11 protein-coding genes and 1 pseudogene are annotated in these 11,032 nt (G+C 64.1%); 6 read left to right on the forward strand and 6 right to left on the reverse strand.

Going from position 1 to position 11,032, the window contains the following annotated elements; translation table 11 throughout:
* Positions 1 to 54: 54 nt before the first annotated feature.
* Positions 55 to 555, reverse strand: coding sequence for a DUF4142 domain-containing protein (locus JZZ72_RS05380; protein ID WP_210014140.1), 501 nt, complete (start codon positions 553 to 555; stop codon positions 55 to 57).
* Positions 556 to 769: 214 nt separating this feature from the next.
* Here JZZ72_RS05380 and JZZ72_RS05385 point away from each other — a divergent pair, with 214 nt between their 5' ends.
* From JZZ72_RS05385 to ku, 6 genes and pseudogenes are all read left to right on the forward strand, one after another.
* On the forward strand, positions 770 to 955 hold the full coding sequence (locus JZZ72_RS05385) for a hypothetical protein (protein WP_016486315.1): 186 nt from the start codon (positions 770 to 772) through the stop codon (positions 953 to 955).
* A gap of 14 nt (positions 956 to 969) precedes the next feature.
* On the forward strand, positions 970 to 2,295 hold the full coding sequence (locus JZZ72_RS05390) for an iron-containing redox enzyme family protein (protein WP_016486316.1): 1,326 nt from the start codon (positions 970 to 972) through the stop codon (positions 2,293 to 2,295).
* The gene (locus JZZ72_RS05395) at positions 2,295 to 3,248 is read left to right on the forward strand and encodes a methyltransferase (RefSeq protein ID WP_210014141.1); all 954 of its coding nucleotides are present in this window, start codon (positions 2,295 to 2,297) and stop codon (positions 3,246 to 3,248) included. Before JZZ72_RS05390 ends, JZZ72_RS05395 begins: the two co-directional genes overlap by 1 nt.
* Before the next feature lie 7 nt (positions 3,249 to 3,255).
* Positions 3,256 to 4,361: pseudogene (locus tag JZZ72_RS05400) on the forward strand (carboxylate-amine ligase).
* Between the two features lie 99 nt (positions 4,362 to 4,460).
* The gene (locus tag JZZ72_RS28065) at positions 4,461 to 4,598 is read left to right on the forward strand and encodes a PSPA7_2676 family Cys-rich small protein (RefSeq protein WP_016486319.1); all 138 of its coding nucleotides are present in this window, start codon (positions 4,461 to 4,463) and stop codon (positions 4,596 to 4,598) included.
* Between the two features lie 9 nt (positions 4,599 to 4,607).
* The gene (gene ku / locus JZZ72_RS05405) at positions 4,608 to 5,444 is read left to right on the forward strand and encodes a non-homologous end joining protein Ku (RefSeq protein ID WP_210014142.1); all 837 of its coding nucleotides are present in this window, start codon (positions 4,608 to 4,610) and stop codon (positions 5,442 to 5,444) included.
* 1 nt (position 5,445) lies between these two features.
* On the opposite strand, the gene JZZ72_RS05410 is transcribed toward ku, so the two are convergent.
* Genes JZZ72_RS05410 through ligD form a run of 5 tightly spaced genes read right to left on the reverse strand, consistent with a single transcriptional unit; the run spans position 5,446 to position 10,955 of the window.
* A complete protein-coding gene (locus JZZ72_RS05410) occupies positions 5,446 to 6,108 on the reverse strand; it encodes a glycosyltransferase (RefSeq protein WP_016486321.1) in 663 nt (220 codons plus the stop codon).
* Positions 6,105 to 6,704: a class I SAM-dependent methyltransferase gene (locus JZZ72_RS05415; protein WP_054888249.1), complete on the reverse strand. Its 600-nt coding sequence runs from the start codon at positions 6,702 to 6,704 to the stop codon at positions 6,105 to 6,107. The genes JZZ72_RS05410 and JZZ72_RS05415 overlap by 4 nt, the downstream gene beginning before the upstream one ends.
* Complete coding sequence (locus tag JZZ72_RS05420; protein WP_210014143.1) at positions 6,701 to 7,471, reverse strand: PIG-L deacetylase family protein; 771 nt, start codon at positions 7,469 to 7,471, stop codon at positions 6,701 to 6,703. The genes JZZ72_RS05415 and JZZ72_RS05420 overlap by 4 nt, the downstream gene beginning before the upstream one ends.
* A complete protein-coding gene (locus tag JZZ72_RS05425; protein ID WP_210014144.1) occupies positions 7,468 to 8,493 on the reverse strand; it encodes an acyl-CoA dehydrogenase family protein in 1,026 nt (341 codons plus the stop codon). The genes JZZ72_RS05420 and JZZ72_RS05425 overlap by 4 nt, the downstream gene beginning before the upstream one ends.
* Positions 8,490 to 10,955, reverse strand: a complete 2,466-nt coding sequence (ligD, locus tag JZZ72_RS05430; RefSeq protein WP_054888250.1) for a DNA ligase D — start codon at positions 10,953 to 10,955, stop codon at positions 8,490 to 8,492. The genes JZZ72_RS05425 and ligD overlap by 4 nt, the downstream gene beginning before the upstream one ends.
* Between the last annotated feature and the right edge of the window lie 77 nt (positions 10,956 to 11,032).

An 11,032-nucleotide genomic window follows, 5' to 3' on the forward strand; every position in this document is an offset into this window, starting at 1 on the left:
TGGCTCAAGGCAGGGCCGCAGGGCGGCCCCTGGGATTACGTGGTGACGTGTGGGTTACTTGCCGTGAGTGGCTTGCAGCGCCTTGGCCTGTTCCAGATGGTGTTGCAGCGTTGGCAGCTTGTCGCTGGCGAAGGCCTTCAGCTCCGGCTTGTCGGAGGAGGCGGCCTCTTTCTTGAACAGTTCCACGGCCTTTTCGTGCGCGTCGACCTGGTTATTGACGTATGACCGGTCGAACGACTCGTCGCGCCATTCGAGGATCATCTTCTCCACCTTGTCGGTCAGCGCCGCTTCGTCGGGCACGCTGATGTCCAGCTTGCGGGCGATGTCACCGAGTTCCTGGTTGGCTTTGGTATGGTCTGTGACCATTTGCTGGGCGAATTGCTTGATGTCTGCGCTCTGGCTCTTTTCCTGCGCCAGGTTGCCGGTGACCACTTCGGCGATACCGGCTTCAGTGGCCGCATCGACGAAATCGTCCGAAGACGTTGCCTGTACCTGCAGCGAAGCCAGGCCCATCAACAGGGTAACGCCAGCGATTTTCAACAATGGTGTGTTCATGTCTCACTCCTTCGTTCTGTTGGCGCGACCTCAATGTCGCACTCGGTTGAACCGCAGGTGTGGGTGAAGGTTTAGTTTTTCTTGAAAACAGGGCCGCCGTGGCAGCGCAATCTGCGTGTCCGGGCACCGCTCATCCGCTATGTCGTAATCAGAACGAATTCAGGGGGACGGTGAGACTCGTTGGTTTAGGTCTTCACAAAAACGAGTAACCATCATGAAAAACAACCTGTTCGCCATGTTGCTGTTGACTGCCAGTTTCTCGCTGCTCGGAGGTTGCTTCGACCGCGACAGTGATCATCCAGCGAAGGATGCCGACCCAAGCAAACCGTCACTGCAGATGCAGCAACCCAGTGACCCTGTAATTAACCCTCCAGCTGAGACCAAACCGCAGAATCAATGAGTGAGGTACAGGGCATGGTGGCAACCACAAAGGCAGGTATAAGACCTCAAAATGCCGACTTAGGGCTGGAGCATCGCTATCGAGCGCTACTTGAGGGCCCGGAGCCCACCACCGAGGCCTGGCTGGAAGAGCAACTGCATCTGGCCCGTGCGCTTTGCGACGACCTGCCAGATGATCCTGGGCTACTCCCGCAATGGGCCGATAACCATGCGGGACGTGTCGCCAGCGAGCATGCGGCCTACCTGGAACAACGGCGTCAGGGCGGCCCCCGTCGTTTTTTTGCCAATCGGGCCCATGCCTTGTGGTTTCTGCAGCAAGTCGCGCCGACCAAAGCGGTCGACGGCGCCTGGCTACACGGAGCCCTATGGCATTGGCAGGACCCGCGCTTCCATGGGCTGATCCGCACCTTCCTCGAAGAACTCGGAGACGGTGACCCACGCTGCAATCACGTGTTGATCTACCAGCGCTTGCTCAGTCGCCTGGGTTGCCTGCAGGAGCCATCGCTTGACCCCGCTCGCTACCTGCAGGGCGCGTTGCAACTGGCGCTCGGCCAGCACTGCGAGCGTTTTCTTCCAGAAGTGATCGGTTACAACCTGGGTTACGAACAGCCCCCTTTGCATCTGCTGATCACCACCCACGAGCTGGCCGAGCTGGGTATCGACGCCCATTACTTCCAGTTGCATGTGACCATCGATAATGCCGCCAGCGGCCATGCGCGCCGCGCCGTAGAGAGCTTCACCGAGCTGGTGCGGGACGAGAAACCCGCGTTCTACGAGCGTGTCAGGCATGGCTACCGTCTTAATGACCTGGGGATCGACACGCCGTCGTTGATCGCCTCGTTCGACCTGCAGGCCGAATTGCTCGGCGCGCTGGAGCGCAAGCGCATCTATGGCCAGTGCATGCATTCGGACCGTTGTCGCCTGCAAGGACGCACCATCAACCAGTGGCTTGCCGAACCCGGCGCGATGCCTGATTTTCTGGAGGCGCTACAGGTTCAGGGTTGGATCAAGCGCGACAACGATCCCCGACAAAGCCGCTTCTGGTCGCTGATAGAAGGCCCTGTAGCGGCCATGTTCGGTGTGTTCGATGCTTATGAAAAGCAGCTTTGGCATGACTGGATCGCCGGAGACTGGCAAGGCGCAGAAATCCGTCGGGTGCTGCCAGGGCAGTGGGAGCACGCCTTGCAGTTGGCAGATGAAACACCCCTTGCGCCACCGGCTGCAGACATGGCTGCGCTGATCGAAGCGATGGCTGGCAATCGGCATGCTACCCCCCAGGGCCTGCAGGCCACCCGCGCGTTCATTCAGGCCACCGGCTTGATGCAAGGAGGGCTCTACTGATGCTGCTCGACCAAGACCAGAACCGTGCCGATGAGGCCTTGTTGCAGTTGGGGCGTCGCCTGCGTGCCGACGGCTATCGTTTCACTTGCGTGACGCCGGCGACCCAGGCCAGGGTCAATGCCCGGGCCGATGCGCAGCAGGCGCGTACCCTGCGTGATGTGTTCGGCTGGAGTAGGCCGTTCGCCGCGTCACTGCTCAGCCCCGATGAACTGGCGCAGCTGCGCCTCGCTGGCGTGCTGGAGGCCCAAGGTGCGCTGTGGCGCAGCACTGTGCGTTGGTCCAGCCTGGACGATCTGTTGCTGGTACATGCTGCCTGGCCAACGGACAGCCGCGACGCGGTGTTCTTTGGCCCCGACAGCTACCGTTTCGCCCAGCTGATACACGATCATTTGAGCAGCACGCCCGAGCGCGTGCAGCATGCCGTAGACATCGGCTGTGGCAGCGGTGTAGGGGCGTTGGTGATCGCTCGCGCCGCCCAACACGCTCAGGTTTGCGCAGTGGACATCAACCCTATGGCATTGCGCTACACCGCCATCAATGCCGCCTTGGCCGGTGTGGCCAATGTCTCGGTCGAGCACAGTGACCTGCTCAATGACATCGCAGGTACGTTCGACCTGATCGTCGCCAACCCGCCGTACATGCTTGACGCCGGACAGCGCGCCTACCGCCACGGCGGCGGCGCACTGGGTGCCGAGCTGTCGCTGCGCATCGTCGACCAAGCCCGGGAGCGCCTGTCGCCCGGGGGCACGTTGCTGCTGTACACCGGTGTCGCCATCGTCGAGGGGCGCGACGCGCTGCTCGAAGCCGTGCGGTTACGCCTGGCAGGGCCTGCGTTCAGTTGGTTCTATCGTGAGCTGGACCCAGACGTATTCGGTGAGCAATTGCTTGAACCCGGTTACGAGCGGGTCGAGCGCATTGCCGCCGTGGCCCTGACCGTCACCCGTCGCGGCTGATAGCGTCGTGGCGCGGCAGTGCACGTTTGGCATCGAGGAAGAATACCTGCTGGTGAAGCTGGCCACCGGGCAGGTCATGGCGGCTCCGTCAGCAGCCGTGGCCCGCTGTTGTCGGGACGCGTTGGGCCCGTGGTTCGCCGAAGAAATGTTCCATAGCCAGATAGAGATCGCTTCGCCGGTTTTCGACACGTTGCACCAGGCGCGTGAGTTCTTTGGCGAGCGGCGACAGTGCCTGGCCCAGGCGCTGGCCAACGAGGGAGCGGGGCTGTACGGCGCGGCGAGCCACCCCAGCGCCCAGTGGCTGCGTCAGCGCCCACGTGGCTCCCCGCACTATCGCCAGTTGTTCGACGATTACCAGCTGGTGGCCCGGCGCAGCCTGTTGAATGGCCTGCACGTGCACGTCGGCGTACCGGTGGGCATTGATCGGATGCGGGTGATCAATCGGTGCTGTACTGGCTGCCCTTGTTGTTGGCGCTCAGTACTTCGTCTGCGTATTGGGGCGGTGAGGATACCGGCTACATGAGCTATCGCCGCGCAGTGTGCGGGGAATGGCCGCACATGGGGCTGCCAGAGCCGTTGCCGGACTGGAGTGCCTACCAGCGCTACCGGGCATTGCTGCAACGTACCGGTAGCCTGGCCGAGGACGGTGACTTCTGGTGGGCGATCAGGCCCTCGCGGCGGTTTCCGACGGTCGAGCTGCGTATCTGCGATGGCTGCCCGCGGCTGGAGGATGCCCTGGCCGTTGCCGGCCTGTTTCGCCACCTGGTCGAGCAGGCGCTGGCCCGCCACGATGACCCCGCCAGCCGCGAGATGCGCTGGGTCACCCAGGAAAACTACTGGCGCGCCCTGCGTCAGGGCCGCCTGGCCACCTTCATCGGTGTCCACGCGCAACAGCCGGTCAGCGCCGAGGGCTGGCTGATGCAGTTGCAGCAGCAGTGCCCGGCTGACACCGCCGATGCCGAGCGTTCATTCATCCAAGCGCGGCACATCCTGCGCGAGGGCAGCAGCGCCGATCGCCAGCGCCAAGCCTTCGTACTGGCCCGTGAACAGGGCCTGGATAACCGTCAGGCGATGCGCGCAGTGTACGGGCAAGTGATGAGTGACTTCCGGTAGGTGGCCTGATGGCTGCCCGGCAAATCCGGATAAACCTTCTCGGCGCCGCGCAGTCAGTCACAGTAAGGGCCTGTATTTCTCGGGCCAGGGAGGTGGCTGATGAAATTCGTCTGCCTGCTGCGAGGCTGCCAATGGCGCAGCCTGTTGGTGAGTGAAGTCGCCGGCCTTCACTGCCAGTGTTGCGAACGCTGTGGCGCGTTGCGCTACAGCCATCCCGGCCAATCTTTCGATGCATAGGAACCGACCATGGCGAGGGCAATCTGGAAAGGCGCGATCAGCTTTGGCTTGGTGCACATCCCCGTCTCGCTGAATACCGCCGTGCGCAGTGAGCGAGTGGACTTCGACTGGCTGGACAAGCGCAGTATGGAGCCGGTTGGCTACAAGCGGGTGAACAAGGTGACCGGCAAGGACATCGACAAGGAGCACATCGTCAAAGGGGTGGAGTACGAAAAGGGCCGCTACGTGGTGATCAGCGAGGAAGAAATCCGCAAGGCCAGGCCCGAGGCGACCCAGACCATCGACATCTTCTCGTTCGTCGACGCCGGCGACATTCCGCTGCAACAGTTTGACACCCCCTACTACCTGAGCCCCGATCGTCGTGGTGGCAAGGTCTATGCCTTGCTGCGCGAGACCCTGCACAGCACCGGCAAGGTGGCTTTGGCCACCGTGGTGCTGCACACCCGCCAGCACCTGGCCCTGCTGCGCCCGCTGGAAGATGCACTGGTCTTGATCACCCTGCGCTGGCCGGAGGAGGTGCGCGGGCTGGATACGCTGGAACTGGACAAGAGCGTGACCGAGACTAAGGTCGACAAGCGTGAGCTGGACATGGCCAGGCGCCTGGTGGAGGACATGAGCGGGCAATGGACGCCCGATGAGTACCATGATGCGTTTCGCCAGACCATCCTCGACCTGGTGGAGGAGAAAGCCAGCAAAGGCAAGATCGAAACCGTGGACAAAGGCGAGGGCGCGACGGCTGAGAAGGGCGCCGGCATCATCGACCTCACCGAGCTGCTTAAACGCAGCCTCGGCGGCAAGACCAAAGCGAAGAAGCCGGCGGCCAAGCGACCGCGCAAGGCTTCATGAGTTACGCAAGCGGTCCCCCCAGCCCCTTGAGATAGTCCCCAAAGCCCTCGCGCGCACGGCTGTCCACCCGGCTGCTGGTGGCCACGCTGTGCGCTGCGGTCCAGACGATCTGTGCGCCGCTGGCTTCCAGGGCCAGCACCAGTTGCACATCTTCATGCGCCGGCAATGGCTGGAAGCCGCCCACGCGCTCGTAGGCCTTGGCGCATACGCCGAGGTTGGCGCCATGGATATGCCGATGCCCTTCACGGGCCTGATAACGGCTGCGGTACAACTGGCGTAACGCTGCGTTCTGCCAAGGCTGCCAGCGTTCGATGTGCACCGTGCCGCAAACCGCGTCCGCGTGCCATTGCAGCTGTGACACCAGCCAATGCCTGGGCACGCGACTGTCGGCGTCGGTGAAGGCCAGCCACTGGGCACCGCGCTCGATCATCCACGCCGCCCCCAGGCGCCGGGCGATGCCGACGTTGCCGGCCTCCAGTTCCAGGGTATGCACGCCGTGGCGGCGGGCGATGCGCGCGCTGGCGTCGACACAGCGATCGAGCACCACCAGCACCTCCACCGCCAGCCCAGCCCCCTCGGCGTGTGCCACGGCCTGTTTGACCGCAGTCAGGCAGCGCCCCAACCGGCGCGCTTCGTTGTGCGCGGGGATGATGACGGCGATCATGGGCAGATCTCGTCAAGGTCCACGACGCTGGGCTGACACGACCAGTATTCGAGCAGGAAATCCGCCTCTTCGTGGCGCAGCACTGGGTAAAGTGGCAGATGCCGGGCCAGCAGGGCATGCACCTCGCGGCCATCCTGCGGGCAGCCGGCGATGGGATGGCGCCAGTGGCAGGCCAGCAAACCACCGTCATACGCCAGGCTGGCCACCGACTGCTCGATCACCTGCAACCAGTCGGTGGGGTCCAGGTAGTAGCCGATCTCACTGAACACGATCAGGTCAAACTGACCGCCCGGCCAGTCGCCCGGCAGGTGGCCCTGTTCGACATGGGCGTGGCTCACGCCTGCAAGCCGTTGACGGGCCAAGGCCACAGCGGTCGCGTCGATGTCCTGGCACGACAGGCTGGCGCAGCGCTCGGCCAGCAGAACGCTCAGCTCGCCGTTGGCGCAGGCCGGCTCGAATACGCGCTCGTAGCATTGGCGCGGCAGGCTGGCCAGGGTCAGCTCGCGCTTGCGCCGTTCGTACCAGCGGGTACGAAAGGCCCAGGGGTCATCGTTGCCGGCGTACAAGTCGGCGAAGTACTGTGCGTCCAGGCTCATGTTGCCTCCGTTGACAGAAAGAGCAGCTCGAATGGTTGCAACAGGCAAGCCTGCAGCTGTTCCGGCACAACCGGTGGGCGATCACCATCAGGCTGCAACTGGCTGGCATGTGCAGCGAGGGCTTGGCGCTTGAGCGCCAGGCGCTCATCGCACAGTTGCACGCGGTGTGCGCGGGGCCAGGGCAGGCGCGGGTCGTCGGGGCTTGCCCAGTGCCAGGCCCAGACTGGGGCCTCAGCGAGTTGTACACGCCTGGTCTGGGCCGCCTGGGCACAGGCGCGACCTGCTGCTTCGTGGTCGCAATGGCCGTCGCCGCGCCACGTGGTCAGCAGCAGGTCGCCAGGTTTGAGCAACTGGTTCAGGTGGTTGACCAAAAAGGCTTCATCGTGGGGCAGCGCGCCATCCTTGAGGTTGAGTCGTCGCCAGTCGAGGCGGTTGAGGTCCAGCCCAAGCAGTTGCAGGGCATGGCGGCTTTCCAGTGGGCGCTGATGGCGCAGGCGGCGCTCTGGCCATTGTGAGGAATGCGGGTGGCTGCCCTCGCCATTGGTGGCAGAAAGAAGCAGCACGTCCTGTTCTCGTCCCTGGAAGCTGGCCAGCAGCCCGCCGGCCATGAGGATTTCGTCGTCCGGGTGCGGAGCCAGCAGCACCAGGCGCCTCCCGGGTGGGCACAACTGCTCGGGCAGCGTCCAGCTGGCGCGGGCCAACTGAGCAGAATGCTGCCAGGCGCTCCACGGTGTGCCTTGCGCGGCCTGTATCAAGTTCTGGCTCATAGTTGCCATGCTCCCGCCGGCAGGCCGGTCAGTTGCCGGCCCAACTCGGCCAGGTCGCGTTCGGCGTGGCTCTGGCGTATGTATACCGGCAGGTCGGCACTGAGCCGGGCGAAATGGCTGCTGCAACAGAACGGCGTGGCACCGAGCGCCCGGCCGGCATGCTGAATGACCTGCTCGACCGCCTGCTCGACCTGGGCGCGGGTGCGCCGCACCTCGAAGCTGGCGTCATCCTGAGGGTGAAGGTCGATCCAGGTGGCGCATTCGCGAAGGGCGGCACGGGCACCGTACAAGGCTGCATCGACTGCGCCCAGATGCGCATCGGCATGCGGGTCGCGCCGGGGTTTGCGGCACTGTTCGTGAAGGTACCCGGCCAGTGCCTCGGCGGCGCCATACCAGCAAGCGGCGTTACCCGCGCCGCCTTGCCAGAAGCCAGGACGGGACAGGTACTGGCCGGGCGAACCGATGGCCAGCCCTGGCGAGTCGTCGAATTCGATCACAACGCTGCGGGTGGCGGCCATGCCTACGGCCTGCCAATGTTCGGCCAAGATGCGCTGGCTGGGATGAGGCAATTCGATGGCCACCAACTGAGGCTGGTCGTCTTCCCAGGCCGTCAGCAGGGCACGGTCGACCTGCAACGCGCCCGAACACCAAGCCTTGCGGCCTTGCAGGCGCACGCGTTCACCGTCCCGCTCGACAATGTATGCCCGGGCATCTGGCGGCTCGGCGGCCCACACGCCCCAAATGCCGTTGAAGGCATGCTGGGCGGCGCCGCATTCGGCGAGGATTGCCAAGGCGTCGGTATGGCCTTCATAGAGTTTGGCCAGGCTTAGATCGTAACCGGCGACCCGCGCCAGGACGCGCCAGCGTTCGAGCGTGCAGCCCTGGCCGGGCAACGGGAGTACGTCGAGCCGGTCGCCCTGCAAGGCCTGCATCAGTTCTATTAGCGAAGCGTCGCGTTCGATGGCCTGCGAACGGTGAGCAAAACGGTGTAACAACGAATCGAAGTGGGTCAGTTCCATCATGCAATTCCCAACTGCTTGCGCATACGCAACGTGATCGACTGGCGTGTCTTGCCCATTTCGGCCCACGGGTCTTCGACCTGTGCAAGCCGCGTGTGAAGGTTGCCGATGTTCCACTGGTTGGCACCCTTGAGCTGGCTCAGTTCCTCACGCCAGATCGGCACCGACACCGGCAGGCCCTCGCGGGCCCGCAGCGAGTAGGCGGCGACGGTGGTGGCACCCTTGCCGTTACGCAGGTAGTCGATAAAGATCCGCCCGACCCGGTTCTTCGGCCCGGACACGGCGCTGAGACGATCAGGGAACAGCCCGGCCATGTGATTGACCAGGGCATGGCTGAAGTCCTTCACCTCGTCCCAGCCAGCGCGTCGGGTCAAGGGTACGACGAGGTGCATGCCCTTGCCGCCGCTGGTCTTGAGAAACACCTTCAGGCCCAGTTCGTCGAGCAGGGTAAGGGTCAGCTGGGTGGCCTCGAGCATGGCTTTCCACGGCAGCGCCGGGTCAGGGTCCAGGTCGAGGACAAAGCGGTCGGGTTTATCGAAATCCTTGGTGGTGGCATTCCAGGTGTGCAGTTCAAGCGTGTTCATCTGCACCGCGCCCAGCAGGCTTTCGGCGCCGTTGAGCACCATGGCCGCCTGGCCGGCCTGGGCCTTGTTGTAGCTGAGCACCTTGGGAATATGCAGCTGGCCGGCGTTTTTCTGAAAGAACAGTTCGCCGCTCAGACCATCCGGGGCGCGGACGAGGGCTACAGGTCGGTCCTTGAGCTGGGGCAGCAGCCAGTCGGCGACCTGAGCGTAGTACTGGGCGACCTCGCGCTTGGTGGTGCCCGTGGTTGCGTCGACCACGCGGTCGGGGTGGGTCAGGCGCAGGGTGCCCAGGTTCTCGGGTTCTGTCTGTGCTGCGCGCTTGGTGGGCATTGCTCGCTCCAGGTCGATGGCGGTGGCAGGTTTATCGTCACGCAGGCCGTGGAACACCGAGTGACGCACGATGCCTTCGCGGGTCATCTGGGCATAGGCGACCTCTGCCAGCAGCTGTGGCCTGAGCCAATGCACGCCGCGGGCTTCGGCACCGGTAGGTGGTTTCGGCAAGGGGGATCTGTCGGTTTGCAACGGCTTGAGGCGGGCGTGAATGCTGTCCAGGGTGGCCGCGCTGAAGCCCGTGCCGACCTTGCCGGCGTAACGCAGCTGGCCGCTGTCGTGGTCGTGCAAGGCCAGCAGCAGGGCGCCGAAGCCGTTGCGGCTGCCCTTGGGGTCGGTGTAGCCGACGATCACGAATTCCTGGCGCTGCTTGCACTTGAGCTTGACCCAGTCGCTACTGCGCCGGCCAACGTAAGGGCTGTCGGCACGTTTACCGATCAAGCCTTCGAGTTCCAGTCGGCAGGCGCTGTCGAGCAGTGACTCGACGGGCTCCTCAAAATCGGCGGAATACCTGAGTACCTGCGATGCATGGCCTTCCAGCAACCGGGCGAGGGTTGCACGGCGCTGTTGCAGCGTCAGTGCTCGCAGGTCCTCACCGCCCAGCCAGGGCAGGTCGAACAGGTAGTAGGTGATGCGCTCGTCATGCTCGGTGTCGAAGGCGTTCTGCAAAGCCTGGAAGTCGGCCACGCCGTTGTCGTCGACCACTACCATCTCGCCGTCCAGCCATGCCGAGTCGAGGCCCAGGGCCTTGAGCGCCTCGACCTGCCGGGGCATCTTCGCACTCCAGTCGTGGCCATTACGGGTAAACAGGCGTATGTCGTCACCGTCGATACGCGCCAGGATGCGGTAGCCGTCGAACTTGACTTCGTAGCGCCAATCGCCGCTTGGCGGGGAATCGACCAACGTGGCCAGTTGCGGCTGGAGTATATCCGGCAGGGCTTTGCGGCCGGCTCGCTTGTGCCTGGTGGTGGTCGCCTTGGCCGGGCTGCGCGGGGGCAGGGTGCGCTCGCTCAGCACGCTGTCCGGCAGGGCCTCGACAATGCTGTAGTCCGTTTCACTGCGTGCCTGCCCATCATGGGACTTGACCAGCATCCACTGCTCTTTCTTGCCGGCCAGGTGAGTGCGGAACAGGTTCCAGACCCCTGACAGTTTCTCGCCCTGCAGGCGAAAGCGCAGCTTGCCCTTTGCATAGGCTTCGCGCGGGTCGCCCTCGGGCTCCCACACACCCCGGTCCCAGACAATGACATCGCCGGCGCCGTAGTGGCCTTCAGGGATGCTTCCTTCGAAGTTGGCGTAATCCAGCGGATGATCCTCTACATGCACTGCCAGGCGCCGGACCTTGGGATCCAGTGAGGGGCCCTTGGGGATGGCCCAGCTCTTGAGGGTGCCGTCGAGCTCCAGGCGAAAATCGTAATGCAGGTGGCTGGCATCGTGCTTCTGGATGCAGTACTGCAGCGCATGGGCCGAGCGGGGGCGGGCGCGTTTACCAGCCGGCTCGGGCGTGGCATTGAAGTCGCGCTTGCGCTGGTACTCCTGTAGGGGTTTGGCCATGACGGGCTCCGGAAGGGTTCGCGGGTCTCAGGATTGGGAGGCGGCGGTGGCGCGAGGAGTTCAAAAAATGCGAGGGG

It is taken from the genome of Pseudomonas palmensis (assembly GCF_017848315.1).
Lineage (GTDB): Bacteria > Pseudomonadota > Gammaproteobacteria > Pseudomonadales > Pseudomonadaceae > Aquipseudomonas > Aquipseudomonas palmensis.

Bases quoted from the DNA above. Each gene is read 5' to 3' on its own strand.
- JZZ72_RS05380 (WP_210014140.1), bottom strand. From the start codon at position 555: ATGAACACACCATTGTTGAAAATCGCTGGCGTTACCCTGTTGATGGGC.
- JZZ72_RS05385 (WP_016486315.1), top strand. From the start codon at position 770: ATGAAAAACAACCTGTTCGCCATGTTGCTGTTGACTGCCAGTTTCTCG.
- JZZ72_RS05390 (WP_016486316.1), top strand. From the start codon at position 970: ATGGTGGCAACCACAAAGGCAGGTATAAGACCTCAAAATGCCGACTTA.
- JZZ72_RS05395 (WP_210014141.1), top strand. From the start codon at position 2,295: ATGCTGCTCGACCAAGACCAGAACCGTGCCGATGAGGCCTTGTTGCAG.
- JZZ72_RS28065 (WP_016486319.1), top strand. From the start codon at position 4,461: ATGAAATTCGTCTGCCTGCTGCGAGGCTGCCAATGGCGCAGCCTGTTG.
- ku (WP_210014142.1), top strand. From the start codon at position 4,608: ATGGCGAGGGCAATCTGGAAAGGCGCGATCAGCTTTGGCTTGGTGCAC.
- JZZ72_RS05410 (WP_016486321.1), bottom strand. From the start codon at position 6,108: ATGATCGCCGTCATCATCCCCGCGCACAACGAAGCGCGCCGGTTGGGG.
- JZZ72_RS05415 (WP_054888249.1), bottom strand. From the start codon at position 6,704: ATGAGCCTGGACGCACAGTACTTCGCCGACTTGTACGCCGGCAACGAT.
- JZZ72_RS05420 (WP_210014143.1), bottom strand. From the start codon at position 7,471: ATGAGCCAGAACTTGATACAGGCCGCGCAAGGCACACCGTGGAGCGCC.
- JZZ72_RS05425 (WP_210014144.1), bottom strand. From the start codon at position 8,493: ATGATGGAACTGACCCACTTCGATTCGTTGTTACACCGTTTTGCTCAC.
- ligD (WP_054888250.1), bottom strand. From the start codon at position 10,955: ATGGCCAAACCCCTACAGGAGTACCAGCGCAAGCGCGACTTCAATGCC.